We start from the raw sequence: 25602 nt of genomic DNA on the forward strand, positions 1-25602 counted from the left end.
GTGATTGCCTGAGGAGAGCTCATGAGCTGCGACTTCCTCGCCCTGGCCGTGCCGGGCGTGCAGAAACTCTCGCCCTACGTGCCGGGCAAGCCGGTCGATGAGCTGGCCCGCGAGCTGAATCTCGATCCCGCCGGCATCGTCAAGCTGGCCAGCAACGAGAACCCGCTGGGCCCGTCGCCCAAGGCACTGGAAGCGATCCGCGCCGAACTGGCCGAGCTGACCCGTTACCCGGACGGCAATGGTTTCGAGCTGAAATCCAGGTTGGCCGCACGCTGTGGCGTGACTCCGGCCCAGGTAACCCTGGGCAACGGCTCCAACGACATTCTCGATCTGGTCGCACGCGCCTGGCTGGCGCCGGGGCTGAATGCCGTGTTCAGCCAGTACGCCTTCGCCGTGTACCCGATTGCCACCCAGGCGGTCGGCGCCCAGGGCAAGGTGGTGCCGGCCAAGGAACATGGGCACGACCTCGAAGCCATGCTGGCGGCCATCGATACCAACACCCGTGTGGTGTTCGTCGCCAATCCGAACAACCCGACCGGCACCTGGTTCGGCCCGGACGCGCTGGAGGCCTTCCTCGCTCGTATGCCGGAGAACGTGCTGGTGGTGCTGGACGAGGCCTATATCGAATACGCAGAGGGTGACGAGCTGCCGGACGGCCTCGATTACCTGGCGCGCTATCCGAATCTGCTGGTCTCGCGCACTTTCTCCAAGGCCTACGGCCTGGCCTCGCTGCGCGTCGGCTACGCGCTGAGCTCGCCGCAGGTCGCCGATGCGCTCAATCGCGTGCGTGCGCCGTTCAACGTCAACAGCCTGGCCCTGGCCGCCGCCTGCGCGGCGCTGGACGATGCCGACTACCTGGCGGCCAGCCGCCGTACCAACGATGCCGGCATGGCGCAGTTGGAAGAGGGCTTCCACCGCTTGGGCCTGACCTGGATTCCATCCAAGGGCAACTTCATCGCAGTGGACTTCGGCCGCGACGCCGCGCCGATCAACCAGGCGCTGCTGCAGGCCGGCGTGATCGTGCGTCCGGTGGCCGGCTACGGCATGCCGACCTTCCTGCGCGTGTCCATCGGCACTGAGCAGGAGAACGCCCGTTTCCTCGAGGCCCTGGAGTCGATTCTCCGTGGTTGAGGCAATGCCGCTGCAACAAGCCTCGCGCAAACTCGGCCGCCTCGTGGTGGTGGGGCTCGGCCTGATCGGCGGCTCCTTCGCCAAGGGGATTCGCGAGAAAGGGCTGTTCAGCGAAGTGGTAGGCGTAGACCTGGATGCCGAGTCGCGCCGCCTGGCCGTGGAGCTGGGCGTGGTCGATCGCTGCGAGACGGAGCTGTCGGCCGCCTGTCAGGGCGCCGCGGTGATCCAGCTGGCGGTGCCTATCCTGGCCATGGAAAAGGTGCTGGCCCAGCTGGCGCAGTGCGACCTTGGCGATGCGGTGCTCACCGACGTGGGCAGCGCCAAGGGCAATGTGGTGCGCGCGGCGCGCCTGGCCTTCGGTGGCGAGGTGAAGCGCTTCGTTCCTGGTCATCCGATCGCCGGCTCCGAGCAGAGCGGGGTGGAGGCCTCCAATGCCGAACTGTTCCGCCGTCACAAGGTCATCCTTACTCCGCAGCCGTGCACCGATGCCGGCGCGCTGGCGCTGATCGACGGCCTGTGGCGCGCCTTGGGCGCCGATGTGGAACACATGGAGGTGGAGCACCACGATCAGGTGCTCGCTGCCACCAGCCACTTGCCGCACCTGCTGGCCTTCACCCTGGTGGACTCGCTGGCCAAGCGCAGCGAGAACCTGGAGATCTTCCGTTACGCCGCCGGCGGCTTCCGCGATTTCACGCGGATCGCCGGCAGCGATCCGGTGATGTGGCACGACATCTTCCTCGCCAATCGCGAGGCGGTGTTGCGCACCCTCGACGCGTTTCGCGACGACCTCGACGCCCTGCGCGGCGCGGTCGACGCTGGGGACGGGCGTCAGCTGCTGGGCGTGTTCACCCGCGCCCGTCACGCCCGCGAGCATTTCAGCAAAATCCTGGCCCGCAGGGCCTATGTGGACGCCATGCACTCGAACGACCTGATCTACCTCGCCAATCCCGGTGGTTCCCTCTCCGGCCGTATCCGCGTACCGGGCGACAAGTCCATCTCGCACCGCTCGATCATGCTCGGCTCGCTGGCCGAGGGTACTACCCAGGTGGAGGGCTTCCTCGAGGGCGAAGATGCCCTGGCTACCCTGCAGGCCTTCCGCGACATGGGCGTGGTGATCGAAGGTCCGCATCACGGCAAAGTGGCCATTCACGGTGTAGGCCTGAATGGCCTGAAGCCGCCACCCGGCCCGCTGTACCTGGGCAACTCCGGCACCTCCATGCGCCTGCTCTCCGGCCTGCTGGCCGCGCAGCCGTTCGATACCGTGCTGACCGGCGACGCCTCACTGTCCAAGCGCCCGATGAACCGCGTGGCCAAGCCGCTGCGCGAGATGGGCGCGGTGATCGAGACCGGCCCGGAAGGTCGTCCGCCGATGCACATCAAGGGCGGTCAGCGACTGACTGGCATGAGCTACGAGATGCCGATGGCCAGCGCTCAGGTCAAGTCCTGCCTGTTGCTGGCCGGTCTGTATGCCGCCGGCGAAACCAGCGTGACCGAACCGGCGCCGACTCGCGACCACACCGAGCGCATGCTGCGCGGCTTCGGCTATCCGGTGACCGTCGACGGTAACGTCGCCACCGTCGAGTCCGGCCACAAGCTGAGCGCCACCCATATCGAAGTGCCGGCGGATATCTCCTCGGCTGCCTTCTTCCTGGTTGCCGCCAGCATCGCCGAGGGCTCGGAGCTGGTGCTGGAGCACGTCGGCATCAACCCGACCCGCACCGGCGTGATCGACATCCTCAAGCTGATGGGTGCCGACCTCACCCTGGAAAACCAACGCGAAGTCGGCGGTGAGCCGGTTGCGGACATCCGCGTGCGTGCCGCCAAGCTCAAGGGCATCGACATTCCGGAAGACCTGGTGCCGCTGGCCATTGATGAATTCCCGGTGCTGTTCGTCGCCGCCGCCTGCGCCGAAGGGCGCACCGTGCTGCGTGGCGCCGAGGAGCTGCGGGTCAAGGAATCCGACCGTATCCAGGTGATGGCCGACGGCCTGATCGCCCTGGGCGTGAAAGCCGAGCCGACGCCGGACGGCATCATCATTGAGGGCGGCGCCATTGGCGGCGGCGAGGTGTGGAGTCACGGCGACCACCGCATCGCCATGTCCTTCAGCGTCGCCTCCCTGCGCGCCACGGCGCCGATTCGCATCCATGATTGCGCCAACGTCGCTACGTCCTTTCCGAATTTCCTCGGTTTGGCCGCTCAGACCGGTATTCGCGTAACGGAGGAGGGCAAATGAGCGCCGTAGTCATCACCATCGACGGGCCGAGCGGCTCGGGCAAGGGGACCATCGCCGGTCTGCTGGCCAACAAGCTGGGCTGGAAACTGCTGGATTCCGGGGCTCTTTATCGCCTGCTGGCCTTCGCCGCCGGCAATCATGGTATCGACCTGACCAACGAGGAGGCGCTAAAGACCCTGGCTGCCCACCTGGACGTGCAGTTCGTCGACAAGCGCATCATCCTCGAGGGCGAGGAGGTCACCGACGCCATTCGCAACGAGCAGGTCGGTGCCGGTGCTTCCATGGTCGCCTCCCTGCCCGCCGTGCGCGAGGCGCTGCTGCAGCGTCAGCGTGCCTTCCTCGAAGCGCCGGGTCTGGTGGCCGATGGCCGCGACATGGGCACCGTAGTATTTCCGGATGCCCCGCTGAAGATCTACCTGACCGCCAGTGCGGAGGAGCGCGCTCGCCGTCGCTACCTGCAGTTGAAAGGAAAAGTCGAAGGTGTTAGCCTGCCGAGTCTGCTAGACGAGATTCGTGCTCGCGACGAGCGCGACATGCAGCGTGCGGTGGCTCCGCTGAAGCCGGCGGTAGACGCCATCCAGCTGGATTCCACCGAGCTGAGCATCGAGCAGGTGCTGGACAGAATTCTCAGTGAGGTCGCCGATCGCGATCTCGCCGGGTAAATGAGCCGCGGCTGACTTAAGTCGAAAGGCTCGCAAGGAGGCATGCGGGAGACCAGTCATAGTCCCGCAGGCCTCTTTTTACATGAACGAACCCACATTGTCTGGAGTGTGGTTTGGGCGAATCCCCGCCCTTGATCAACAGGAATCAACATGAGCGAAAGCTTTGCAGAACTTTTTGAAGAAAGCCTGAAATCCCTCGACATGCAGCCGGGTGCAATCATCACCGGCATCGTGGTCGACATCGACGGTGACTGGGTTACCGTACATGCCGGCCTGAAGTCCGAGGGCGTCATCCCGCTCGACCAGTTCTTCAACGAACAAGGCGAGCTGACCATCAAGGTCGGTGACGAAGTCCACGTTGCGCTGGACGCTGTGGAAGACGGCTTCGGTGAAACCAAGCTGTCCCGCGAGAAAGCCAAGCGCGCCGAGTCCTGGCTGGTTCTGGAAGCTGCGTTCAACGCTGAGGAAGTGGTCAAGGGCGTTATCAACGGCAAGGTCAAAGGCGGCTTCACCGTTGACGTCAACGGCATCCGCGCGTTCCTGCCGGGCTCCCTGGTCGATGTCCGTCCGGTGCGTGATACCACCCACCTGGAAGGCAAAGAGCTGGAGTTCAAGGTCATCAAGCTGGACCAGAAGCGCAACAACGTTGTCGTTTCCCGTCGCAGCGTGCTGGAAGCCGAGAACAGCGCCGAGCGCGAAGCTCTGCTGGAATCCCTGCAGGAAGGCCAGCAGGTCAAAGGTATCGTCAAGAACCTCACCGACTACGGTGCGTTCGTTGACCTGGGCGGCGTAGATGGTCTGCTGCACATCACCGACATGGCCTGGAAGCGCATCAAGCACCCGTCCGAGATCGTCAATGTTGGCGACGAGATCGACGTCAAGGTCCTGAAGTACGACCGCGAGCGCAACCGCGTCTCCCTGGGTCTGAAGCAGCTGGGCGAAGATCCGTGGGTCGCCATCAAGGCCCGTTATCCGGAAGGCACCCGTGTCACTGCCAAAGTCACCAACCTGACCGACTACGGCTGCTTCGCCGAGCTGGAAGAGGGCGTGGAAGGCCTGGTGCACGTTTCCGAGATGGATTGGACCAACAAGAACATCCACCCGTCCAAGGTCGTTCAGGTCGGCGACGAAGTGGAAGTTCAGGTTCTGGACATCGACGAAGAGCGTCGTCGTATCTCCCTGGGCATCAAGCAGTGCAAGTCGAACCCGTGGGAAGATTTCTCCGGCCAGTTCAACAAGGGCGACAAGATCTCCGGCACCATCAAGTCGATCACCGATTTCGGTATCTTCATCGGCCTGGACGGCGGCATCGACGGCCTGGTTCACCTGTCCGACATCTCTTGGAACGAAGTGGGCGAAGAAGCCGTACGTCGTTTCAAGAAGGGCGACGAGCTAGAAACCGTCATCCTCTCCGTTGATCCGGAGCGCGAGCGCATCTCCCTGGGCATCAAGCAGCTGGAAGACGATCCGTTCTCCAACTACGCCTCCCTGAACGAGAAAGGCACCATCGTGCGCGGTACCGTCAAGGAAGTGGACGCCAAGGGCGCCGTGATCAGCCTGGGTGGCGACATCGAAGGCATCCTGAAGGCTTCCGAAATCAGCCGCGACCGCGTTGAAGACGCCCGTAACGTGCTGAAGGAAGGCGACGAAGTCGAAGCCAAGATCATCAGCATCGACCGCAAGTCCCGCGTTATCAGCCTGTCCGTCAAGTCCAAAGACGTCGAAGACGAAAAGGACGCGATGAAAGAGCTGCGTAACAAGCAGGAAGCCGAAACCACCGGTCCGACCACCATCGGCGATCTGATCCGTGCACAGATGAACCAGAACTAACAGTTTCGGTGCATCGAGAAAGGGCGACTCAGGTCGCCCTTTTTCTTTTCCGGCGAGTCGATACATTTTCCTCTTGACAGCGGGCTATCCAAACGCTGGTGAGCGTGCTAAAACACCTCTCAGTTGATCTAGCCGCTTGAAAAAGAAGGGAAAACCATGACCAAGTCGGAGTTGATCGAGCGCATAGTCAGCCATCAGGGCCTGCTGTCCTCGAAGGACGTGGAACTGGCGATCAAGACGATGCTGGAGCAGATGTCCCAGGCTCTGGCCACGGGAGATCGTATCGAGATTCGCGGCTTCGGCAGTTTTTCCTTGCACTATCGCGCCCCCCGGGTAGGACGCAATCCCAAGACGGGCGAGTCCGTGCGGTTGGACGGCAAATATGTGCCGCATTTCAAGCCCGGCAAGGAGCTGCGTGATCGCGTCAATGACGAGGAGTAAGTCGTGCAAGGAGCCAAGGCATGCTGAGTGGTGTTAAACGACTCGTCTGGCTGGCGGTACTTCTGCTCATCGGGGTTTCGGTCCTGGTGCTTATCCTGCAGAATCCGCAGCAGTCCCAATTCCGCTTTCTGTTCTGGATCACTCCGGAGCTGCCGTTTTCCATCCTGCTGATGCTGGCCTTCGCGCTGGGCTCCGTTACTGCCTTGCTGTTGAGTCTGTGGCTCGCAGGGCGCCGGGCCTTCAAAAGCAGCGGCAAGTCTAAGTAATCATCTTTCGTTTCGTAACGCGTGAAAAAATGGATTCTGAACGCTTGCCAGCGCGTGTGCTGGTGACCGGAGCCTCCGGCTTCGTAGGTGGCGCATTGCTGCGGCGCCTCGCCGAGGAGCCTGATGTCGAGGGGGTCGCCGGAGTACGCGAGCAGGATCCTGCCTCGCCTCATTGCGAACAGCTGGTTCTGGGTAACCTCGAAGACCTGTTGATCGGCCCTCAGCAGCTGCAAGGCGTGTCGGTGATCGTGCATACCGCGGCACGTGTGCACGTCATGCACGAGCGCTCCAGCGATCCGCTGTCGGAGTTCCGGCGCGTCAATGTCGAAGGCACCCTGGCTCTCGCTCGAATGGCGGCCGAGGCGGGGGTAAGGCGCTTCGTGTTTCTCAGTTCGATCAAGGTCAACGGCGAGTCGAGCCTGCCTGGCGTTCCGTTTCGTGCCGATGACCCACCGTGTCCGCAGGACCCGTACGGCCTCTCCAAGCTAGAGGCCGAAAGAGGGCTGCAGCGCATTGCCGATGAAACCGGCCTAGAGGTGGTGATCGTGCGCCCCCCTCTGGTCTACGGGCCAGGGGTGCGTGCCAATTTCCTGAGCATGATGCGCTGGCTGCACCGCGGCATTCCCCTGCCACTCGGCGGGATAGACAACCGGCGCAGCCTGGTGGCGCTGGACAACCTCGTCGATCTGCTGGTGTGCTGTCTGCGGCATCCGGCGGCAGCCAATCAGACCTTTCTCGTCAGCGATGGCGAGGATCTGTCCACCAGCGAACTCCTGCGTCGTCTCGGTCATGCCTTACGTCGGCCTGCTCGCCTCGTGGCGTGGGCGTCGCGCCCGCTTCGCCTGTTGTTGCGCTGGGCGGGGCGCGAGGCTCTGGTTCAGCGCTTGTTCGGGTCGCTGCAGGTGGACATCGACAAGACCCGCACACTGCTCGGCTGGTCGCCGGTGATGACCAGCGGGGACGCCTTGAACCAGACCGCTCAGGATTTCCTGGGGAGACAGACATGCTGACGCTGGCGAGCCTGCCCGCAGTGCTGCTGCTGTCCTGGGCGATGACGGGGCGGCTGCGGCACTACGCCCTGCGGCGTAATCTTCTGGATGTGCCGAATCAGCGCAGCTCTCACAGCGTGCCGACACCCCGTGGCGGTGGCATGGCGATCGTCGTCAGCTTCGTCCTGGCATTGCTTCTGTCGCTGGCCTTCGGGTGGATTGCCTGGCAGTCCGCGGTGGGTCTACTGGGGGCGGGAGTTGCTGTTGCGCTCATCGGCTTTCTCGACGATCACGGTCATGTGCCGGCTCGCTGGCGCCTACTGGTGCACGTTGCGTCGGCGAGCTGGGGGCTCTACTGGCTCGGAGGAGCGCCCAGCCTCGTGCTTGGCGGTACGAGCATCGAGCTTGGCTGGCTAGGAGCGCTACTGGGCGTCTTCTATCTGGTCTGGCTCCTCAACCTCTATAACTTCATGGACGGCATCGATGGCATCGCGGGAGTCGAGGCCGTGACCACCTGCCTCTCGATCGTGCTCATCTGTCTTCTTCTGAACGACTGGAGCGCCGCTCTGTTGCCCGCCATGCTCGGCCTGGCGGCGGCCGGCTTCCTGATCTGGAACTTCCCCCCAGCGAAGATTTTCATGGGTGACGCGGGCAGCGGTTTCGTCGGCCTGATGCTGGGCCTGCTGTCGTTCCATATGGCCTGGAGCGAGTCGCAGCTGTTGTTCGCCTGGCTGGTGCTGCTGGGGGTATTCCTGGTGGACGCCAGTATCACCCTCCTGCGCCGACTGGTGCGTGGCGAAAAGGTGTACCAGGCGCATCGCAGCCATGCCTATCAGCATGCCTCGCGCATGCATGGTCGACATCTGCCGGTCACCTTGGCGGTGATGGCGATAAACTGGTGCTGGCTGACGCCTCTGGCGATATGGGTGGCATTGGGGGGCAATGCCATGATCATCCTGCCACTGGCATATGTGCCGTTGGTCTGCTTGGCGCTCAAGTATCGAGCGGGTCTAGCAGAGTAGTCTGATGGAATAGGGCATGGAGCTTATGAATTTGCGTCTCTGGCTGGTCAACCAGCCCCGCCGTTACAAACGCCTGCTGCAGGTCAGCGCCGACATACTGGTCTGCTGGATCGCGCTCTGGCTGGCCTTCTGGGTGCGTCTCGGCTCCGATCGGCTGATCAACCCCCTGGGCGACTACTTGTGGCTGTTCCTCGCCGCTCCGGCGGTCGCCATCCCCGTGTATATCCGTTCCGGCATGTACCGCGCGGTGCTGCGCTACATGGGCAACGACGCGCTGGTGACCATCTTCAAGGCGGTAGCGATATCGGCGCTGCTGCTGGCATTGGCGGTCTACTGGTACAAGGGCTCGCCCGCGGTGGTGCCACGTTCCATCGTCTTCAATTACTGGTGGCTGAGCCTGATTCTCGCCGGCGGCCTGCGCCTGGTGATGCGGCAGTACTTCCTGGGCGACTGGTTCAACGTGCGCGCGGTCATCAACCTGCCGAGCAAGGATGACAGCCTGCCGCGCGTGGCCATCTACGGTGCCGGCACCGCCGGCAACCAGCTGGTCGCGGCCCTGCGCATGGGCCGCTCGATGCGCCCCGTGGCCTTCATCGACGACGATCACAGCATCGCCACCCGAGTCATCGCCGGGCTGAAGGTCTACAAACCCAAGCATATCGCCCAGCTGATCAACGAGACCGGTGCCCAGGAAGTTCTCCTGGCGATCCCCTCGGCTAGCCGGGCACGGCGCAAGGAAATCCTCCATCTGCTCGAGCCTTTTCCCCTGCATGTTCGTTCCGTACCCGGAATCATGGATCTGGCCAGCGGCCGGGTGCGCGTCGACGATATCCAGGAAGTCGATATCGCGGATCTGCTCGGCCGCGATGCGGTACCTCCCCAGCGCCAACTCTTCGAGCGTTGCATTCGTGACAAGGTGGTGCTGGTCACCGGAGCGGGAGGGTCGATCGGCTCGGAGTTGTGTCGGCAACTGATCGGCAGCCAGCCGCGGACACTGATCCTGTTCGAGCACGCCGAATTCAACCTCTACAGCATTCATGGCGAGCTGGAGGCGCTGATTCGCCGTGAAGCGCTGTCCGTGCGGCTGCTGCCCATCCTGGGTAACGTGCGCTCCCAGGAGCAACTGGTCGAGGTGATGCGGGCCTGGGGCGTGCACACCGTTTATCACGCCGCGGCCTACAAGCATGTGCCGATGGTCGAGCACAATATCGCCGAAGGGGTGCGCAACAATGTACTGGGCACCCTGAGCGCCGCGCAGGCCGCCCTCAAGGCGGGCGTCGAGCATTTCGTATTGATCTCCACCGACAAGGCCGTTCGCCCCACCAACGTCATGGGCAGCACCAAGCGACTGGCCGAACTGGTGTTGCAGGCCCTGAGCCGGGAATCGGCGCCGGTTCTGTTCCGCGACTCGGGCACCGTGCACCAGGTCAACAAGACGCGCTTCACCATGGTCCGCTTCGGCAACGTGCTGGGCTCGTCGGGGTCGGTCATTCCGCTGTTCCGTGCGCAGATCAAGCGGGGCGGTCCGGTCACCGTGACCCATCCCGCCATCACCCGCTACTTCATGACCATCTCCGAGGCCGCTCAGTTGGTGATCCAGGCAGGCGCCATGGGGCAGGGCGGCGAAGTCTTCGTGCTGGACATGGGACAGCCGGTCAAGATTCTCGAGCTGGCCGAAAAGATGATTCATCTTTCTGGCCTCAGCGTCCGTTCCGAAGGCAACCCGCAGGGCGATATCGAGATCCAGTTCAGCGGCCTTCGCCCTGGCGAGAAACTCTACGAGGAGCTGCTGATCGGCGACAACGTCAGCCCCACAGCCCATCCGATGATCATGCGCGCCAGCGAGGAGCACCTGACCTGGGATCGGGTGAAGGCCTTGCTGAATGACCTCTTGCTCGCCCTGGATCAGGACGATTACGACCGGGTTCGGCAGCTGTTGCGTGAGTCGGTCAGCGGATACGTTCCGGAAGGTGACATAGTCGACTGGATGCATGTGCAGCGCCTCACAGAACCCAAGTAGTGGCCATTTGACGGCTTCGTGACACTGGCTAGCTTTTCTCGGAGCGTGATTTGGAGTTCACGCTACCCCTCATGAAAAGGAGCTTCGCCATGATCAAGAAGTCGTTTGCCGCACTGCTGTTCTCCTGCTTCGCCCTGTTGTCCGCCCAAGCCTATTCAGCCGAGACCGCCGCAACCACGACGGGCACTGCCGAGCAGGTTCAGGCGGCAGCCAGTCAGCTCAATCTGAATACCGCCGATGCCGCCGCGCTGGAGTCGGGGATGGTCGGCATCGGTCCGGCCAAGGCCCAGGCCATCGTCGATCACCGCAACAGCAACGGGCCGTTCGCGTCGGTCGACGAGCTGCTCGAGGTCAAGGGCATCGGCCCGGCGACGCTGGAGAAGAACCGCGACAGGCTGAGCGTCAACTGAAGTCCTGCAGCAAAGAAAAAGCCGGTCCCTGACCGGCTTTTTTGCTTTCTGCGGGGCGGATATACAATGCCGCGTCGCAGCTGCCAGGAGTCTTCCATGCAACCTTCTCTCGGATTCGCCGGCATCGGCCTGATGGGCTTGCCGATTGCGCGCCGCCTGCTTGCGGCGGGCCATCCCTTACGCGTCTGGAATCGGTCGCCGGAGAAATGCACGGCACTGGTCGACGCCGGTGCTGCAACCGTCACCTCGGCGGCGCTTCTGTGTGACGAAACCGAGCTGGTGATGCTCTGCCTGGCCGACACCGCGGCGGTGAGGCAAGTCATCTTCGGCCCGGGAGGCATCGTCGAGCGGGCCCGGCCCGGGCAGCTGCTGGTCGACTTCTCCAGTCTCGATCCCGAAGCGACCCGCCAGATGGCGGCCGAGCTGGAGAGCCGGACGGGAATGCGCTGGGTCGACGCGCCGGTCTCCGGTGGCACGCCCGGCGCCGAGGCCGGCACGCTGACCATCATGGCGGGCGGGCGCCGCGAGGACATCGAGCGGGTTCGCCCCGTGCTAATGCAAGTGGGGCAGCGCCTGACACGCATGGGCGAAGTCGGCGCCGGTCAGGTCACCAAGGTCTGCAACCAGATGCTGGTCGCCTGCAATGCGCTGGTGATCGCCGAAGCGGTCGCCCTGGCCGAGCGTTCCGGAGTCGATGCCGGCGCGCTCGCGCAGGCATTGGCGGGAGGCTTCGCCGATTCCCGCCCATTGCAGATACTGGCTCCGCAAATGGCCGAGCGCCGTTTCGAGCCGATCAAGTGGCACGTGCGTACGCTGCTCAAGGACTTGGATACGGCCGTTGGGCTAGCGCACCAGCAGGGCAGCGCGATTCCCATGAGCGGGCTCGCCGCCCAACTGATGCGGCTGCATGGCAGCCAGGGCCACCTCGAGCACGACCCGGCGACTCTGGTCGAATTGTTTAGCGAGGAACGCTCGTGAAGATCGCGGCGAACCTGTCCCTGCTGTTTTGCGAACTGCCGCTGTTGCAGCGCGTGCAGGCAGCCGCCGCAGCGGGGTTCGACGGCGTGGAAGTCCAGTTCCCCTACGAGGTGCCTGCATCGCAGTTGCGTGAGGAACTGGAGCGCGCGGCGATGCCGCTGGTACTGATCAACCTGCCAGCCGGCGACCTGATGGCCGGCGGTTGCGGCCTGGCCGCAGTTCCCGAGCGCCAGGTGCAATTCGATGCCGCGCTACAGGAGGCGTTCGACTATGCGGTCGAGGTGCGTCCGCGGTGCGTCAACGTATTGCCGGGCCGATTGGCCGAAGGCGTCTCCCGCGCGAGCGCACTGGTCACGCTCGAGACCAATCTGCGCCGAGCGGCGGAGCGCTTTGGGGAGCTGGGCGTCAAGGTGCTGTGCGAGGCCATCAACCCGCTGGACATGCCCGGCTTCCTGGTCAACACGGCGGAGCAGTTGGGTGAGTTACTCGAGCGCGTCGGCCACCCGAACTGTCTGGCGCAGCTCGACTTCTACCACATGGCTCGCCAGGGCCTGGACGTTGGCGCCGGCATTGCCTTCCTCGCGGACCGGACGGGGCACGTGCAGTTCGCCGATTGTCCGGGACGCGGGGCGCCAGGGACGGGGGCGCTCATCTTCGAACCCTTGCTGCAGAGGCTGGCAGAAACCGGGTATCGAGGCTGGCTGGGCGCCGAATATCGTCCTTCCGGCGCTACCACGGATAGCCTCGCCTGGCTGTCCGAGTGGCGCGAAGAGGGGCGCTGCAAACCCTAGTCGCGAAAATATCCAGGGCTCCTCGACGCGGCGCTTCTTGCGCAGGTAGCGGCTGGCCTAGAGATCACGGGGGCGCCATGGCATGGCGTGAATGGCTTTGCGGCGCGCTATGGCTATCCCATCGCGAAGCTCAGGCGAGGCGTCGTATCGACCTCGTAATGAAGCGAGCTGAAGTTTTCGCGCCGTCATAACCGCCCAATCGTAATCGGGCTTCGCCGATACTTGCCCGTATGGTCAGAATTATCGCCGTGGAGCTTGCCCGTCCTGGTGGTCGAGGGTAGGGTGACTGCCCCGACCGGCCAGGTCGTCATGTCGTTGAAATCACGTGAAATCCGTATCCAGGGCCATGCTGATGCTGGCGTTGGTGCTGGCGGCGATCAACCTGCGCCCCGGCATCACTTCCTTTGCCCCGCTGATCGAGCGTATCGCTGAAGAGCTTTCCCTCAGCCGCGGCCTGATCAGCCTGACGACCGCCGTGCCCGTGCTCTGCATGGGCCTGCTGGCGCCGCTGGCGCCGCGCCTGGCCGTGCGTTTCGGGCTGGAGCGCACCATCACCTGTTGCCTTGGGCTGATCGCGCTGGCGCTGCTGTTGCGTATGGGCGGCCATCTCGGCCCGCTGCTGATCGGCAGCGCCGCGCTGCTCGGCACCGGCATCGCCGTGGCGGGGCCGCTGCTGTCGGGCTTCATCAAGCGCCATTTCCGCGACCAGGTCGGCAAGGTGGTCGGCTGGTATTCCTTCAGCATGGCCATCGGCGGCGCCGGCGGTGCCGTGCTCACGGTGCCGCTGACGCGTGGCCTGGGCGACGACTGGGCCTTTGGTCTGGCGGCCTGGTGCGTTCCCGCGTTGCTCGCGCTGCTGCTCTGGCTGCGCCTGCCCAATCGAGCCGAGCAAGCGTTGGCCGACGACGGCCAGGGCCTGCCGTGGCGTGAACCGCGGGCCTGGCTGGTGACCGGCTTCTTCGCCATCCAGGCCGGCTTCTTCTACACCATGGCCACCTGGCTGGTGGCGCGCTACCACGAGGCCGGCCTGAGCCTGCTGTACAGCAACGGTCTGTTCAGCCTGTTCATGCTGGTCGGCCTGCCCAGCTCCTGGCTGCTGCCCTGGCTGGCCCAGCGCTTCGATATCCGCCAGCCGCTGCTGGTGGCCTGCGGGCTGACCCTGACCCTGTGCCTGACCATGATCACCTTCCAGCCCACCCTGCTGCCGGAGGTCTGGGCGGTGCTGATGGGCTTCGCCCTCAGCGGCTCCTTCGCCCTGTCGCTGGTACTGCCGTTGTACGAGGTGCACACGCCGCTGGCCGTCAGCCGCTGGACCGCGATGATGCTCTGCGCAGGCTATTGCATGGCCTGCCTGGCGCCGATCCTGGCGGGCCTCGGCCGCGACCTGGCCGGCAACTATCAGACGCCGTTCATGGTGCTGATCTTCCTGGGCGCGTTGATGACCCTGATCGCCTGGGCGCTGCGAACGCCGCGTCAGCCTCGCTAGCTCAGCCGCAGGCCCGCGACCGCTCGCCGTCATCGGCCATGCAGGGCCGTAGGGTGCGCCGCGCGCACCGAGTCCCAACGCCGACGCGGCAGATGCACAGGCGGGACACGCGCGGTGCGACCTGGGGCTTCGGCATTGCCTGCTGGGTTTTTGTCGCAGACGGGGCGCTGGTTCCTTTGCATCGGCCAGGCCCTGTGTTAGAAGGCTGCCTGCACTTTCTGGAGTACCCGCGTGGAGTCCGAATCCATCGTCTATGGCTGCATCCGTGACTGGCCTTCCGGCGACCGCGAGCAACATCAGCTGCGCCGTGGTAGCAATCGCCGGGTGCTGGAGCAATTGCCCCGGGATGAGGCCTGGCCGTTCCTCGGGCGTGAGATGTTTTCCTTCTGCGGCCACGAAGGGCAGGGCCTGTACCAGACCCAGGTGATCCACTTCGGCGCCAGCTACCAGGCCATCGAGTACGAGTGGGCCTTGTGGGTCAAGGAGTTCGAGGCGCTGCTGCAGCGGCTGTACTGGGCCAGCGCCGTGGTGCATCTGGAGACCGAGCTGAACGGCCTGCACACCTTCCGCTGGGAGTCCGAGAGCGGCTTCCACAGCCCCCAGGAAGGCGACCTGCGCATGCGTTGCGTGTGGGAGCGCGAGGGTAGCGTGCGCGGCTGAGGCCGTTAGTCCGCCAGCCACTCCTTCGGTACTTCGTCGCGCAGGGCCAGCTGGCATTGCTGGCTGTCCGGGTCGAAGACGATCACCGCCTGTCCCTTCTCCAGCGCCCGCCGTGCCCGTTCGACGCGGATTTCCAGCGGCGTGTCGTCGCCGTTGTCGGTGCCTTCGCGGGTGACGAAGTCCTCGAGCAGGCGTACGAGGGTATCGGCTTCGAGCATGTGGTGCGGGATCAGCATGGCGGTTTCTAGGGTCTGTTGACGTTTCGGCGCGAACCGTAGGGACGGGCCGGTTTTTGCGCGGAACGTCGTTACTCGAACGACCAAACTTCGCCTCTCGCGCAAAAACTGGCTCCGTCGCGGCCGCGGTTAAGCCTCAACAGACTCTACCGCGGGCGGCCATGCTAATCGGTCGCGTGCGCCTGCGCGAGCAGGTAACGGTCGAGCAGGGCGTAGAGCGCCTGGCCATCCAGCGGCTTGCCGAGGAATTCGTCCATGCCGGCGGCCAGGCCCTGGTCGCGGTGCTCTTCGAGGATGTGCGCGGTCAGCGCGATGATCGGCACGGCGGCGAGCTGCTGGCCATGCTCCAGCCGGCGAATCTGCCGGGTCGCCTCGAATCCGTCCATCTCCGGCATCTCGCAGTCCATCAGGATCAGCTGGATGGCGCTCGGATCGCGGCGGTATTCCTCGACCGCGGCACGCCCGTCGCCCACCATGCGCACCGAATAGCCGCGTTTGGCCAGAAAGCCCTGCACCACCATCTGGTTTACCCGATTGTCTTCGGCCACCAGGATGCACGGCGCGCCGTCGGGGCGCTGCCAGTGCGGCGGTGTCGGCGCCGGCTTGTCGCGGCGCCGCTCGCTGTACAGCTCTTGCAGCGCGTCGCGCAGACCGACCACCGATAGCGGCAGCGGTTGGGCGAGCAGGCGCAGGCCGCGGCAGTCCGGCAGTTGTTGGTGCTGCTCCGGCGGGCTGAGGATGAGCACGCGCTGGCCGCTCTCCAGGTGCGGGCGCAGGCTGTCTAGCCAGTGCCCGCTGCTGCCCGGCCAGGGCGCCATCAGCACCAGCAGTGGCGGTGCGGTGAAGTCCTCCAGGTATTCGCGCAGCCGCTCCGGGTCCTGGCAGCGCTGGGTACGCATGCCCCAGCGGCCGAGCAGGTGGCCCAGGCAGTCGAGGCCCTGGCTGTCGAGCGAGCAGAGCAGGGCGGAGCGGTTCTCCAGGAGCGCCAGCAGCTCGTCGTGATCGTCCGCGGCGCTGCGCAGCGGGATATTGAAGGCGAAGCGCGAGCCCTGGCCGGGCGTGCTCTGCACCTCGATATGGCCAGCCATCATTTCCACCAGCTCCTTGCTGATGGCCAGGCCCAGGCCGCTGCCGCCGTAGCGGCGGGTGGTGCTGGAGTCTCCCTGGGCGAAGGACCTGAAAAGCTGGCCGAGGCTGTCGGCATGGATGCCGACGCCGCTGTCGCTGACGGCGAAGACCAGATGCTGGCCGCCCTGGCTGTCGCTGCGCCGGCTCACCGAGAGCGACACCTGGCCTTCCTGGGTGAACTTCAGGGCGTTGCCCAGCAGGTTCATCAGCACTTGCTTGAGCCGCGTCGGGTCGCCCTGGATGCGCCGCGGCACGCCGCCCTCCAGGCGGACGTAGAGGCGCAGGCGCTTCTCCAGGGCTTGGGCGGTGAACAGCACCAGGGTCTCGGAGATCATCTGCTCCAGGTCGAACTCGATCTCCTCCAGGCTGAGCTTGCCGGACTCGATGCGGGCGTAGTCGAGGATGTCGTTGATCACCGCCATCAGCGAGCTGCCGGAACTGCTGATGGTGTCGACATAGAAGCGCTGGTTGCGGTCCAGCGGGGTCTCGCGCAGCAGCTGCAGCATGCCTAGCACGCCGTTGAGCGGGGTGCGGATCTCGTGGCTCATCTTGGCCAGGAAGCGGCTCTTGGCCTGGTTCTCGTACTCGGCCTGCTCGGCCGCGCGGCGTGAGCGGAAGCCCTCTTCCTTGAGCAGGTTGATGCGATCGGCCAGGCCGATGGACAGGCTGAGCAGCTCGATGGTCACGCCCACTTTCACCACCGCCGAGCCGTAGATGCCGAAGATCTCCACGCCCAGAGAGCCGCTGGTGACCAGCATGAAGGCCACCAGCAGCACGCTCCACGCCAGCACGTAGTAGGAGCCGTGGCGCACGCCGCGGCGCCAGGCGTAGATGCCGGTGAGCAGCAGGATCAGCGACATGCACAGCACTGCCAGGCTAGCGAGGATGTTCCAGGCGGCGAGGCCGATAAGCGGTACCGACAGCAGGCAGCCAACGATGCCCAGCATCAGCACGCGCATGCCTTTGTCCAGGCGCGGGAAGTGCTGCGGGATGTGCAGGAAGTGGCGGCTGAATTGGGCTGCGGTCAGACAGTGCAGGTACATCAGCACGTAGATACTCACCGACTGCAGGCCCACGTGCTCGGGCAGCAGCTTGAACAGCATGCCGTCGAAGCAGGCGGCGAACAGGCCGACGTTGACGTTGTACACCAGGTACCAGAGGTAGGCCCGCTCGCGCAGCGAGATGAACAGGAACAGGTTGTAGATGAACATGGCGAACAGCACGCCGTAGAACGCGCCGTTGATGCCCATCAGGTTTTCCTGGGCCGCCGCGCTGGCACCATGGGTGCTGAAGAACATCGGCACGAAAACGGTGCTGGTGCTCTGCACCCGCACCAGCACGGTGTTGCTGCCGTGCGGCAAGGTCATGGGAAACCAGAAGTGGCGCACCTGCACCGGGCGCTGGGCGAAGGCGTAGCTGTCGCCGCTGGACTGCCGTTGCAGGCGGCCGTGTTCGTCCTGCAAAAAGACATCGATGCGGTCGAGCAGGGCGTAGTTGACTTCCAGGTAGCCGGACAGCGGCTGCGGGCGGCTGTTGACCAGGCGCACCTTGAACCACCACACGGAGTCGTTCTTGCCCAGGTTGGCGTGATCGCCGCGAACCTGCTGGAACGCGCTGTCCGGCAAGTGCTGCACCGCATCGGCCTCCAGCCGGCCGTCGCGGTCGCGGTAATAGCCCATGTACGGCGCCAGGGACAGACGCAGCTCGTCGCGATCCAGTGGCGCCGGGGCCAGTGCCCACAGCGGCCCGCTCAGGCAGAGCAGCAACATGGCCAGACACAAGCGAGGCATTGGCCTACCTCATCTTTCTTATCGGTTATGCCAGCACTTTGCCTAGTTGTCGGCCAGCCTTCAAGCGGCCGCCGCAGAGCCTGCGCGCGGCCGGGAAGGGAAGCTTAGTCGCTGCTTTCCGGGCGCGCTCCGAGCACGCTGTCCAAGTTGGGCACCTGGGTATCGTTGGCCATCTGCGCGTCGTGCTCTATTTGATGGCTGAAGCGCTCCAGTGAATGCTCCTGGGCCGGCTTGGCGTCCGAAGCGAACACCGGCGGGCTGAGCAGGTAGGCGCCGATGAGTCGGGTCAGCGCGGCCAGGCTGTCGATGTGGGTGCGCTCGTAGCCGTGGGTGGCGTCGCAGCCAAACGCCAGCAGGGCGACGCGGATGTCGTGGCCGGCGGTCACCGCCGACTGGGCGTCGCTGTGGTAGTAGCGGAACAGGTCGCGGCGCACCGGGATGTCCTGCTCGCCGGCCAGGCGCAACAGGTGGCGCGACAGGTGATAGTCGTACGGGCCGCCGGAATCCTGCAGGGCCACGCTCACCGCGTGTTCGGTGGACTGCTGGCCGGGCGCCACCGGGGCGATGTCGATACCGACGAACTCGCTGACGTCCCAGGGCAGGGCCGCCGCGGCCCCGGAGCCCACTTCCTCGGTGATGGTGAACAGCGGGTGACAATCGATCTGCGGCTCCAGGCCGCTGTCGACGACGGCCTTGAGCGCCGTCAGCAGTGCGGCCACGCCGGCCTTGTCGTCCAGGTGGCGGGCGCTGATGTGGCCGCTGTCGGTGAATTCCGGCAGCGGATCGAAGGCGACGAAATCGCCCACCGAAACGCCCAGCGCCTCGCACTCGGCGCGGCTGTAGCAGGGCGCGTCGAGGCGCAGCTCGATGTGTTCCCAGCTCACCGGCAGGCTGTCGACCTGGGTGTTGAAGGCGTGGCCGGAGGCCATCAGCGGCAGCACGCTGCCGCGCAGCACGCTGTGATCGGTGAACAGGCTGACCCGGCTGCCTTCGGCGAAGCGGCTGGACCAGCAACCCACCGGCGCCAGGGCCGGGCGTCCGCTGTCCTTGATCTCGCGGACGATGGCGCCGATGGTGTCCAGGTGCGCCGAGACGGCTCGGTCCGGGCTGGACTGGCGTCCGCGCAGGGTGGCGCGGATAGTGCCGCGGCGGGTCAGCTCGAAGGGTATCTTCAATTCGTCCAGGCGCTCGGCCACGTAGCGCACCACGGTGTCGGTGAAGCCGGTGGGGCTGGGAATGGCCAGCAGTTCCAGCAGGACCTGGCGCAGGTAGCCGAGGTCGGGTTCGGGCAGACGATGCATGAAATCCTCCTCAGGACGTGCCGAGTTCAGCGGTGTGCAGCGGGAGCGGGGCCGAGGCCCCGCGTCCCGCGCAGCAGTGAAGGCAGATGCGCCTCAGGGATGGGCGCGGCTCAGCGGAAACAGCAGGTCGACGAAGCGCTCCGCGGTGGGCTGCGGCTGGTGGTTGGCCAGGCCGACCCGCTCGTTGGCCTCGATGATCACGTACTCCTCCTGCTCCGCGTCGGGCACCAGCAGGTCCAGGCCGACCACCGGGATATCCAGGGCGCGGGCAGCCTGCACCGCCGCCTGGCGCAGGGTCGGGTGCAGGCGTTCGGTCACGTCTTCCAGTACGCCGCCGGTATGCAGGTTGGCGGTCTTGCGCACGGCGAGGCGGGTGTCGGCGGGCAGCACGCTGGAGTAGTCGTAACCGGCGTCGTGCAGGGTGCGCTGGGTCTCCGCATCCAGCGGGATGCGGCTCTCGCCACCGGTGGCGGACTGGCGTCGACGGCTCTGGGCCTCGATCAGCGCGCCGATGGTGTGCACACCGTCGCCGATCACCTCCGCCGGGTGGCGAATGGCGGCCGCCACCACTTGGTAGCCGATCACCACGATGCGCAGGTCCTGGCCATGGTGATAGCTCTCCAGCAGCACGCGCTGGTCAAACTGGCGCGCGCGTTCGATGGCTTGCTGCACCGCTTCCTCGCTGCGCAGGTCCACGGCCACGCCCTGGCCTTGCTCGCCGTCCACCGGCTTGACCACGATGCTGCTGTGCTCGGCGAGGAAGTCGGCGTTGTCCTCGGCGCTGCCGGCCAGGCGCTGGGCCGGCTGGCGTAGGCCGGCGCGGGCCAGGGTGCGATGGGTGAGGCGCTTGTCCTGGCACAGGGTCATGCTGACCGCACTGGTGAGATCGGACAGCGACTCACGGCAGCGAATGCGCCGGCCGCCCTGGCTGAGGGTGAACAGCCCTCCCTCGGCGTCGTCCACGCGCACTTCGATGCCGCGCCGACGGGCCTCGTCGACGATGATCTTGGCGTACGGATTGAGCTCGGCCTCCGGGCCGGGGCCGAGGAACAGCGACTGGTTGATGCCGTTGCGCCGTTTCACCGCGAAGGTCGGCAACACGCGGAAGCCGAGCTTGGCGTAGAGCGACTTGGCGCCCTTGTTGTCGTGCAGCACCGACAGGTCCAGGTAGTTCAGGCCGCGGCTCATCGAGTATTCGATCAGGTGGCGCACCAGCGCCTCGCCGACGCCGGGACGCTGGCAGTCCGGAGCGACCGCCAGGCACCACAGGCTGCTGCCGGCCTCCGGGTCGGCGAACGCCTCGCGGTGGTTGAGACCCATCACCGCGCCGATGACCCGGCCGTCGCTCTCGTCCTCGGCCAGCCAGTAGCTGGGGCCGCCGTCCTCGCGCGGGGTCAGTTGTTCGGTGTCGATCGGCAGCATGCCGCGCTGGCGGTACAGGCCGTTGATGGCCTCCCAGTCCTGTTCGCTCTGCACCCGGCGGATCTGGAAGCCCCGGAAGCTGTCGCGGGCCGGCCGGTAGTCGGTAAACCACAGGCGCAGGGTGTCGGAGGGGTCGAGGAACAGCTGCTGCGGCGCGTGCGCCAGCACCTGATGCGGCGCGGCGACGTACAGGGCGATGTCGCGCTCGCCGGGGCGCTCCTCGAGTAGCGCCTGGGCCAGGGCCTCGGCGTTCGGATAGGTGTGGCCGATCAGCAGGCGACCCCAGCCGCAGCGCAGGCACAGTGGTGCGGATTGTTCGATGCCGTCCTTGGCCAGGTGCGCCTGCAGGCGCTCGTACGAGGGCGGTTGGCCGCGCTGCAGGCGTTGGGTGAAGGCAGATGCACGCATGATGAGACTCCTTGTGTCGATCTACAGGCCCTGTTCACTGAGCCAAAGGTTGAGAGCGGCGAGCTGCCAGAGCTTGGAGCCACGCAGGGGCGTGAGCTGGCCGGCCGGGTCGCTGAGCAGGCGGTCGAGCACGGCGGGCTGATAGAGGCCGCGGTCCTGGCTCGGGTCGAGCAGCAACTGCTGCACCCAGCCGAGCGTCGCGCCCTGCAGGTGTTTGAGGCCCGGCACCGGGAAGTAGCCCTTGGGGCGATCGATCACGGCGTGGGGAATCACCAGGCGGGCGGCTTCCTTGAGCACGTGCTTGCCGCCGTCCGGCAGCTTGAAGCGTGCCGGGACGCGCGCCGCCAGCTCCACCAGGCGGTAGTCGAGGAACGGCGTGCGTGCCTCCAGGCCCCAGGCCATGGTCAAGTTGTCGACCCGCTTCACCGGGTCGTCGACCAGCATCACCGTGCCGTCCAGGCGCAGCGCCTTGTCCACCGCCGCCTCGGCGCCGGGCATGGCGAAGTGCTCGCGAAGGAACTCGCCGGACCAGTCCGGGCCATGCCATTGCGGGCGCAGGGTGGCCAGCGTCTCGGCGCGGTCGCGGTCGAAGAAGGCGGCGCGGTAGGCGGCTTCGGGGTCCGCCGCACCGTCTACCAGCGGATACCAGTGGTAGCCGGCGAACAGCTCGTCGGCGCCCTGGCCGCACTGCACCACGGTGCAGTGGCGCGACACCTCGCGGCCGAGCAAATAGAAGGCGATGCAGTCGTGGCTGACCATCGGCTCGCTCATGGCGCGGAAGGCCGCCGGCAGCTGCTCGATGATTTCGTGCTCGCCGATGCGCAGCTGGCGGTGGCGGGTGCCGTAGTGACGGGCGATCAGGTCGGAGTAATAGAACTCGTCGCCGCGCTCGCCGCCGGCATCCTCGAAGCCGATCGAGAAGGTCGCCAGGTTGTCGACGCCGGCCTCGTGCAGCAGGCCGACCAGCAGGCTGGAGTCGACCCCGCCGGACAGCAGCACGCCCACATCCAGTGCCGCGCGCTGGCGAACCTGTACCGCCTGGCGCATGCCGTCGAGCACGCGGTCGCGCCAGTCGTCGAGGCTGAAGTCGCGCTCGCTCTCGTGCGGGCCGAACGGCAGCTGCCACCAGGTGTGCTGCTCGCGGCGGCCGTCGCGCTCGATGCGCAGCCAGGTGGCCGGCGGCAGTTTGCGCACGCCGTTGAGCAGGGTGCGCGGCGCGGGCACCACGGAGTGGAAGTTGAGGTAGTGGTCGAGGGCCGCCGGGTCCAGCGAGGTGTCCACGTCGCCGCCCTGCAGCAGGGCCGGCAGGGTGGAGGCGAAGCGCAGGCGCTTGCCGTCCTCGTTGAGGTACAGCGGCTTGACGCCGAGGCGGTCGCGGGCGAGGAACAGGCGTTCCGTGTCGCGCTCCCAGATGGCGAAGGCGAACATGCCGTTGAGCCGGGGCAGCAGGTTCTCGCCCCAGGCGTGGTAGCCCTTGAGCAGGACCTCGGTGTCGCCGTCGGAGTGGAACTGGTAGCCCAGCGCCTGCAGCTCGCTACGCAGTTCGGGGTAGTTGTAGATGGCGCCGTTGAACACCATGGCCAGGCCGAGCTGCTGGTCGACCATGGGCTGGCCGGAGGCCGGCGCCAGGTCCATGACCTTCAGGCGTCTGTGGCCCAGGGCCAGCGGGCCGCTGGCGTGGAAGCCGCTGGCGTCGGGGCCGCGCGGCGCGAGATGATGGGTGATCCGGGCGAGGGCGGCCAGATCGGCCGGTTGTTGATCGAAACGTAACTCTCCAGCTATTCCGCACATAATTCCTTACCGGTTTTGCCGTTGGGGAGTGGTTCGTGCGGTCACGAACCTTTTTCAGCCAAACAAGAAAATGCTTTGATGTCAAAGCTTTATTCCTGCTAAGGACTCCGCTAATTAATAAATATGCTTACAACTCAATCTGATATGACATTGTTCGAGCCCGCCTTGTTCCGTGCCATTCGGCGCCTGCAACAAGCCGGCGAAGTGCACGCCAAACGCCTGACCCGTTACGGCGGGCTGACGCCCATGCAGCTGCTGATTCTCGGGGTGCTGGCCGGAGAGCGGCGGCTCACCGCCAGCGAGCTGAGCGGCCGGGTCAGCCTCAGCGCGGCGACTCTGTCCGGCATGCTCGAGCGTCTGGAAGAAAAGGGCCTGTTGATGCGCCAGCGCGACGATGAGGATCGTCGTCGGCAGTGGCTGACGGTCAGCGACGCCGGGCGTGCGCTGCTGGGCGAGGCGCCGCCGCTATTACCGCCGACGTTGCGCGACGCCTTCGCGGCGCTGCCGGAGTGGGAACGACACAGCCTCACCGCGGCGCTGTTGCGGGTGGCGGAGCTGTGCGGGGAGGCGGACTGATCCGCGGCGCGGCCGTTATTGCCCGCGGATCAGCTTGCGCAGGGCGAAGCGGTTGGGGTGGCAGGCCTCGGCCACCGCGCGGGGGAGCGGCAGCGGCTCGTCTTCCAGCCAGGCGGCCAGCAGCTCGGCCGACAGCGGCGCGCTGATCAACCCGCGCGAGCCGTGGCCGCTATTGACGTACAGGCCCTCGCGCCAGGGGCACGGGATCTCCGGCACCTGGCGCGCATCCTTGCCGAGCACCGCGTAGGCCTCGGCGAAGGCGGCCTCGTCGGCCAGCGGCCCGACGATGGGCAGGTAATCCGGGCTGGTGCAGCGGAAGGCGGCGCGACCCTGCAGCTGCGCCGGGTCGAGGGTGTCGGCGTGCAGGCGGGTGGCGAGATCGGTGGAGATCTCGCGCAGCAGCTCCAGGTTGCCGGCGTGCTCGGCGGCGGTCGGCTCGCAATCCTGGCGCTGGAAGTCGAAGCTGGCGCCCAGAGTGTGCTCGCCATGGCGCGGCGGGGCGACGTAGCCCTCGGCGCAGACCACGCAGCTCAGCGCGGCGCTGGCTTCGGTCTGTGGCAGGCGGCTGATCTGGCCGCGGATGCGTTTTAGCGGCAGCTCGGCGAAGCGGCGCACCTCGGCGGCGCCGGCGAGCACGGCGACCGACGCCGCGGCCAGCAGCCGTTCGCTGTCCAGCGCCTGCCACTGGCCATCGACGCGGCGCAGCTCCAGGGCTTCGCTGTGGCGCAGCAGGCGGATGTTGGAATGCTCGGCCAGCAGCCGGCACAGCGCCGGCGGATGCACCCAGCCGGCCTGCGGGTAGAACAGCCCGCCGGCGGGCAGGCCGACGTCGGCGATGGCCTCGGCCTCGTCGCGGCTTAGCGTGTAGAGCAGGTCGGTGGGAAAGGCCTCGGCCAGCCGGGCCTGGCGCTCGGCCTCCTTGGCATCGAAGGCCAGCTGCAACACGCCGCAGGCGGCCCAGTCGTCCGGTTGCAGGCGCTGCAGCAGGCGCCGGGTGTGGCCGAAGCCGGCCAGCACCAGCTGCGACAGCGCGGTGCCATGGGCGGACAGCTTGAGATAGAGCACGCCCTGGGGGTTGCCCGAGGCTTCCTGGGCGATGTCTGCATGACGCTCCAGCAGCGTCACCTGCCAGCCCCGCGCGGCCAGGCTGGCGGCCGTGGCGCAGCCGGCCATGCCGGCACCGATCACCAGCGCTTGGCGCACGGTGCTGCGCGGCGGGTGGGCGTACCAGGGCTTGTCGTACCGTGGTGTGGCGCCCTCGTAGCGGCCGCCGAGCATCTCCCATTTCGTGCCATGGCCGGGCAGTCGGCGCACGGCGAACCCGGCGGCGATCAGCCCGCGCCGCACGAAGCCGGTGCTGGCGAAGGTGGCGAGGCTGGCGCCGGGCGCGGAGAGGCGCGCCAGCTGGGCGAACAGGGCGTCGGTCCACATCTCGGGGTTCTTCGCCGGGGCGAAGCCGTCGAGGAACCAGGCGTCGATGCGCGCATCCAGCTGCGGCAGCTGTTCCAGTGCATCACCGATCAGCAGGGTCAGGATGACCCGTCCGCCAGCCAGCACCAGGCGCTGAAAGCCCGGGTGGATGGCCACGTACTGCTCCAGCAGCTGCGCCGACCAGGGCGCCAGTTCCGGCCACAGGGCGAGGGCGCGTCGCAGGTCGGCCGCCGCCAGCGGGTACTTCTCGACGCTGACGAAATGCAGCCGGGCGCCGACCGGGGCGAGCCGGTCGAACAGTTGCCAGGCGCAGAGAAAATTCAGTCCGGTGCCGAACCCGGTTTCGCCGATCACCAGGCGGTCGTCGACGGTCAGCTCGGCGCAGCGTTGCGCCAGCTGGCTGCCGTCGAGGAACACGTGGCGCGTCTCGCCCAGCGCGCCCTCGCGGGAGAAATACACGTCGCCGTACTGACGCGACAGCGGCTGGCCTTGGTCGTCCCAGTCGAGCTGGGCGTTGCTGGAGTCGGACATCGGGGCACCGAAAAGGAAGGTGCGGCATTGTAGCGGCATGCCAAAAACCGGGGTGATCCGCTAGGCTGG

Annotated in this window: 21 protein-coding genes; 15 read left to right on the top strand and 6 right to left on the bottom strand. The window is 66.2% G+C overall.

Going from position 1 to position 25602, the window contains the following annotated elements:
• Positions 1 to 21 precede the first annotated feature (21 nt).
• From hisC to NF616_RS02100, 14 genes are all read left to right on the top strand, one after another.
• Complete coding sequence (gene hisC / locus NF616_RS02035; RefSeq protein WP_252271381.1) at positions 22 to 1131, top strand: histidinol-phosphate transaminase; 1110 nt, start codon at positions 22 to 24, stop codon at positions 1129 to 1131.
• The gene (locus tag NF616_RS02040; RefSeq protein ID WP_252271382.1) at positions 1124 to 3364 is read left to right on the top strand and encodes a bifunctional prephenate dehydrogenase/3-phosphoshikimate 1-carboxyvinyltransferase; all 2241 of its coding nucleotides are present in this window, start codon (positions 1124 to 1126) and stop codon (positions 3362 to 3364) included. Before hisC ends, NF616_RS02040 begins: the two co-directional genes overlap by 8 nt.
• On the top strand, positions 3361 to 4026 hold the full coding sequence (cmk, locus tag NF616_RS02045) for a (d)CMP kinase (RefSeq protein ID WP_252271383.1): 666 nt from the start codon (positions 3361 to 3363) through the stop codon (positions 4024 to 4026). Before NF616_RS02040 ends, cmk begins: the two co-directional genes overlap by 4 nt.
• Before the next feature lie 150 nt (positions 4027 to 4176).
• Complete coding sequence (rpsA, locus tag NF616_RS02050) at positions 4177 to 5856, top strand: 30S ribosomal protein S1 (protein ID WP_043310839.1); 1680 nt, start codon at positions 4177 to 4179, stop codon at positions 5854 to 5856.
• 156 nt (positions 5857 to 6012) lie between these two features.
• The gene (gene ihfB / locus NF616_RS02055; protein ID WP_252271384.1) at positions 6013 to 6297 is read left to right on the top strand and encodes an integration host factor subunit beta; all 285 of its coding nucleotides are present in this window, start codon (positions 6013 to 6015) and stop codon (positions 6295 to 6297) included.
• 20 nt (positions 6298 to 6317) lie between these two features.
• Entirely contained in the window at positions 6318 to 6563 is a 246-nt protein-coding gene (locus NF616_RS02060) for a lipopolysaccharide assembly protein LapA domain-containing protein (protein ID WP_252271385.1), read from the top strand.
• Positions 6564 to 6592: 29 nt separating this feature from the next.
• The gene (locus tag NF616_RS02065; protein ID WP_252271386.1) at positions 6593 to 7573 is read left to right on the top strand and encodes a UDP-glucose 4-epimerase family protein; all 981 of its coding nucleotides are present in this window, start codon (positions 6593 to 6595) and stop codon (positions 7571 to 7573) included.
• A complete protein-coding gene (locus NF616_RS02070; RefSeq protein WP_252271387.1) occupies positions 7567 to 8574 on the top strand; it encodes an MraY family glycosyltransferase in 1008 nt (335 codons plus the stop codon). Before NF616_RS02065 ends, NF616_RS02070 begins: the two co-directional genes overlap by 7 nt.
• 16 nt (positions 8575 to 8590) lie before the next feature.
• Positions 8591 to 10594, top strand: a complete 2004-nt coding sequence (locus NF616_RS02075) for a polysaccharide biosynthesis protein (protein ID WP_252271388.1) — start codon at positions 8591 to 8593, stop codon at positions 10592 to 10594.
• A gap of 89 nt (positions 10595 to 10683) precedes the next feature.
• Positions 10684 to 11004 carry a ComEA family DNA-binding protein gene (locus tag NF616_RS02080; RefSeq protein WP_252271389.1) on the top strand — a complete coding sequence of 107 codons (321 nt, stop codon included), beginning with the start codon at positions 10684 to 10686 and terminating at the stop codon, positions 11002 to 11004.
• Between the two features lie 66 nt (positions 11005 to 11070).
• The gene (locus NF616_RS02085) at positions 11071 to 11982 is read left to right on the top strand and encodes an NAD(P)-dependent oxidoreductase (protein ID WP_252271390.1); all 912 of its coding nucleotides are present in this window, start codon (positions 11071 to 11073) and stop codon (positions 11980 to 11982) included.
• Positions 11979 to 12773: a hydroxypyruvate isomerase family protein gene (locus tag NF616_RS02090; protein ID WP_252271391.1), complete on the top strand. Its 795-nt coding sequence runs from the start codon at positions 11979 to 11981 to the stop codon at positions 12771 to 12773. Before NF616_RS02085 ends, NF616_RS02090 begins: the two co-directional genes overlap by 4 nt.
• Before the next feature lie 325 nt (positions 12774 to 13098).
• Positions 13099 to 14259: an MFS transporter gene (locus tag NF616_RS02095; protein ID WP_252271392.1), complete on the top strand. Its 1161-nt coding sequence runs from the start codon at positions 13099 to 13101 to the stop codon at positions 14257 to 14259.
• A gap of 231 nt (positions 14260 to 14490) precedes the next feature.
• A complete protein-coding gene (locus tag NF616_RS02100; protein WP_252271393.1) occupies positions 14491 to 14919 on the top strand; it encodes a hypothetical protein in 429 nt (142 codons plus the stop codon).
• A gap of 5 nt (positions 14920 to 14924) precedes the next feature.
• On the opposite strand, the gene NF616_RS02105 is transcribed toward NF616_RS02100, so the two are convergent.
• The 5 genes from NF616_RS02105 to NF616_RS02125 form a co-directional block, all read right to left on the bottom strand.
• Entirely contained in the window at positions 14925 to 15155 is a 231-nt protein-coding gene (locus NF616_RS02105; protein ID WP_252271394.1) for a YheU family protein, read from the bottom strand.
• Positions 15156 to 15319: 164 nt separating this feature from the next.
• Positions 15320 to 18073 (bottom strand): hybrid sensor histidine kinase/response regulator, encoded by a 2754-nt coding sequence (locus NF616_RS02110; RefSeq protein WP_252271395.1) that lies wholly within the window; start codon positions 18071 to 18073, stop codon positions 15320 to 15322.
• A gap of 104 nt (positions 18074 to 18177) precedes the next feature.
• Positions 18178 to 19374, bottom strand: coding sequence for an osmoprotectant NAGGN system M42 family peptidase (locus tag NF616_RS02115; protein ID WP_252271396.1), 1197 nt, complete (start codon positions 19372 to 19374; stop codon positions 18178 to 18180).
• 93 nt (positions 19375 to 19467) lie between these two features.
• Entirely contained in the window at positions 19468 to 21204 is a 1737-nt protein-coding gene (ngg, locus tag NF616_RS02120) for an N-acetylglutaminylglutamine synthetase (RefSeq protein WP_252271397.1), read from the bottom strand.
• Between the two features lie 21 nt (positions 21205 to 21225).
• Complete coding sequence (locus NF616_RS02125; RefSeq protein ID WP_252271398.1) at positions 21226 to 22995, bottom strand: N-acetylglutaminylglutamine amidotransferase; 1770 nt, start codon at positions 22993 to 22995, stop codon at positions 21226 to 21228.
• Between the two features lie 144 nt (positions 22996 to 23139).
• On the opposite strand from NF616_RS02125, the gene NF616_RS02130 reads away from it, so the two are divergent.
• Positions 23140 to 23571, top strand: a complete 432-nt coding sequence (locus NF616_RS02130) for a MarR family winged helix-turn-helix transcriptional regulator (RefSeq protein WP_434091842.1) — start codon at positions 23140 to 23142, stop codon at positions 23569 to 23571.
• Between the two features lie 15 nt (positions 23572 to 23586).
• Here NF616_RS02130 and mnmC read toward each other — a convergent pair whose 3' ends face one another.
• Positions 23587 to 25533, bottom strand: a complete 1947-nt coding sequence (gene mnmC / locus NF616_RS02135; RefSeq protein WP_252271400.1) for a bifunctional tRNA (5-methylaminomethyl-2-thiouridine)(34)-methyltransferase MnmC2/FAD-dependent 5-carboxymethylaminomethyl-2-thiouridine(34) oxidoreductase MnmC1 — start codon at positions 25531 to 25533, stop codon at positions 23587 to 23589.
• Positions 25534 to 25602 lie beyond the last annotated feature (69 nt).

Origin of the sequence: Pseudomonas subflava, assembly GCF_023823685.1 — a bacterium.
In the GTDB taxonomy this organism is placed as follows: domain Bacteria; phylum Pseudomonadota; class Gammaproteobacteria; order Pseudomonadales; family Pseudomonadaceae; genus Aquipseudomonas; species Aquipseudomonas subflava.